General features: G+C 72.6%; 2 protein-coding genes. One reads left to right on the top strand and one right to left on the bottom strand.

All coding sequences use genetic code 11. The features are described from left to right. The coding region (locus D474_RS0126705) for an elongation factor G-like protein EF-G2 (protein ID WP_017616538.1) at positions 1-2081 on the bottom strand (2081 nt) is incomplete at its 3' end. 259 nt (positions 2082-2340) lie between these two features. Here D474_RS0126705 and D474_RS0126700 point away from each other — a divergent pair. After that, the coding region (locus D474_RS0126700; protein ID WP_017616537.1) for a CPBP family intramembrane glutamic endopeptidase at positions 2341-3218 on the top strand (878 nt) is incomplete at its 3' end.

The following is a 3218-nucleotide window of genomic DNA, read 5'->3' as shown; positions in this document are numbered from 1 at the left end:
GGCTCGTGGCGCACGTACGCGCGTGTGAACGTGCCCGAGCCGTGCGCGATCGACCGCAGGTCCACCGCGTAGCGCAACGTCTCCAAACGGGGCACCTCCGCGCGCACCACCACACGCCCGCCGCCGGACCCCTCGGTGCCCACGACACGACCGCGCCGGGCCGACAGGTCGCTCATCACCGCGCCCAGGTGCTCGTCGTCGACCTCCACCGCCAGCTCGTCCACCGGTTCCAGGGTCCGCAGCCGTCCCTCCTCCGCGGCGTCCCGCAGCGCCAGCCGCCCCGCCTTCTGGAAGGCCATGTCGGAGGAGTCCACCGAGTGCGCCTTCCCGTCGTGCAGCGTCACCCGCAGGTCCACGACCGGGTGCCCGGACCCGAACCCCTCCTCCATCTGTGCGCGCACGCCCTTCTCGACCGCGGGCACGTACTGGCGCGGGACCACACCGCCCACGACACGGTCGACGAACTGCAGTCCCGCGCCGGACTCCAGCGGTTCCACCTCGATCCGGCAGACCCCGAACTCCCCGTGCCCGCCGCTCTGTTTGACGTTGCGGCCCAGCCCCTGCGCGGGGACGGTGAAGGTCTCGCGCAGCGGCACGTGCGGGTCGGCGGTGTCCACGTGGACGCCGAAGTGGTGGTCGAGGCGGTCCAGGGCGGAGTCCAGGTGTGCCTCGCCCAGTGTCCACAGCACGATCCTGTGGGTCTCGGGTTCGACCTCCACACTCAGGGACGGGTCCTCGGCCGCCAGGCGTGTGACCGCTCGGGCGAGCTTGTCCTCCTCGCCCGCGTGCGTCGCCCGCACCGCCATCGCGTACACGGGCTGCGGAGCCGCCCAAGGGACCGCACGCAACGGGTCCTCCGGCTCGGACAGGGTGTCGCCGGTGCGGGCCGCCGGGACCTTGGCCACCAGGCACAGGTCCCCGGCCACGACCTGGCCGACCGGTTCCGCGTCCCGTCCTGTGGGGACCGTGATCCGGCCCGCGCGTTCGTCCGTCCCGTGGTCCTCACCGGCCACGTGCACGGTGCTCTCCGGGCTGAGCGTGCCCGAGAAGACCCGCACCAGGCTCACCCGGCCCACGTACGGGTCGCCGGTGGTGGACAGGACCTCGGCCACGAGCGGGCCCTCGGGGTCGCAGGTGAGCCCTTCGACGGGGCGGCCGCCTGGGCGCACCACTTCGGGGAGCGGACGGCGCGTGGGGTCCGGGCACGCCAGCGGCAGTTCCCGCAGGAGCTCGTGCACCCCCACCCCTGTCGTCGGGCTCAACGCCAGTACCGGGTGGAACCCACCCTCGGCCACGGCCTTCTTCAGGTCCGCGATGAGCAGGTCGGTGTCGAGGGAACCGCCCTCCGCGTAGCGTTCCATGAGGCCCTCGTCCTCGCTCTCGGTGATGACCTCCTCGACCAGCTCCTCGCGCAGCCGGCCAGCCGCCGCGCGGAGCCGGTCCGGGGCTTCGCGCTGCTTCGGCGGGGAACCTGGTTCCGAGGCCTCGGAGTAGTCGTAGAAGCGCTCCGAGATCAGCCCCCACACGCCCGTCACGCGTCGGATCTCGCCCTCTCCCTCGACGGCCGGTACGTACGCCGGGTGCACGCCGTGCCCGAACGCCTCCTGGCACTGGGCCACCACCGCGTCATGGTCGGCGCGGGGGTGATCGATCTTGGTGACGGCGACCGCGCGCGGCATGCCCAGTGCCGCGCACTCGCGCCACAGCAGGCGGGTGCGCCCGTCGACGCCGTCCGCGGCCGAGACCACGAACAGGGCGGCGTCGGCCCCGCGCAGGCCTGCGCGCAGGGGACCGAGGTAGTCGGCGTAACCGGGGGTGTCGAGCAGGTTCACCTTGACGCCGTCCACCACCACGGGGTTGACGGTGAGGTGGACCGAGCGCCCCTGGCGTTGCTCGACGGGGTCGCGGTCGGAGGCGGTCGTGCCGGCCTCCACGGTTCCGGGACGGTCGATGCGGCCGGCCGCGTGCAGGATCGCCTCGACCAGGGTCGTCTTTCCGGCGCCGGACGGGCCGACCAGCGCGATGTTGCGGATGTCCTGGGGCCGTGCGGCCCTCGGTGCTTCGACGGAGCGGTCTGCCATCCCTGCTGCCCAGCCTTCCGGGATCGCCGTGCTCGGTCACGCCCGTGCCGACGACGCCCATGCCGTGTGACCTGTGACACTCACCACGTTCGCGCTCTTGGGGGCGGACGGCAAGAGGGGGTGCGGGCGGGTGTCGGGTGCTGGCCCGACCGTGGCGGAATCGGGCTGCAGTGCGAGGGCGTCAGGGCTCGCGGTGGGTATGCCGCTGCGAGGGGCCGGCCCGTGCGAAATGCCGCGAATCGCCCCTACTATTGCCCCCGTGCCATGGTCCGAGACACTCCCTCAAGTCAGCCTCGCCGGGACCCTCCTCACGGTCCTGCTGCTCTTCTTCGCAGCGGTCGGCGAACCCCTGCTCGGGCGACGGGCCTACGCCTGGTTGTCCCGGAGCCGCTTCGACGACGAGCGTTCCCTGAAGCTGCTGCACGCCGTCACCATGGGTGTGCACGCCCTGTGGGGCCTGCTCGTCCTGCTCGTGGTCGTGCTCTCGCCGGGCCTGGCCGCCAACGACCTGGGGCTGCGCATGCCCCACGCCGTCGGCCCCGTGGTGGGCGGGGCGATCGGCGGTCTGGTTGCCCTCGCTCTGTTCTGGGTGCTGGTCAACGGCATGCCGCGGCGTGAGAAGGTCCTGCCCGCCAAGGTCGCCGCGCGCCTGCCCGAGGGCAAGGGGAAGCGGAACCGGAGCCACAAGGGGCGGCGTGCCGCCGACCGGCCGATGTCACTGCCCGAGCCCGGTCGGGGTGTCGAAGAGCTGCTCTACCCGCGCACCCGCGCGGAGCAGCCCCCCGCCGCGGGCGCCGCCGTCACTGGCGGCGTCTTCGCGGAGATCCTGTACCGCGGCCTGTTCATCACCCTCGTCGCGAGCTTGGGGCTGAACCTGTTCGTGGCCGCGCTGCTGTCGATCCTGCTGTTCTCGGTGGCGCACGTGTACCAGGGGTGGTGGGGCGCCGCGCACGGTGCTCTGACCGGGACCCTGTTCACCGTGCTGTACCTGGGGACCGGGAGCCTGTGGGTGCCGATCGTCGTGCACGTGGCGCTCAACATCCGGTCCATGGTGTTCCCTCCGGCCTCGGCCGCCCCGGACGAGGACTGGTACGACGACTACGGTGACCACGACGAGTACGGCGAGTACGGCTACGA

This window comes from Nocardiopsis salina YIM 90010 (assembly GCF_000341025.1).
GTDB lineage: Bacteria > Actinomycetota > Actinomycetes > Streptosporangiales > Streptosporangiaceae > Nocardiopsis > Nocardiopsis salina.
This window is presented reverse-complemented; position numbering and strand designations above follow the sequence as displayed.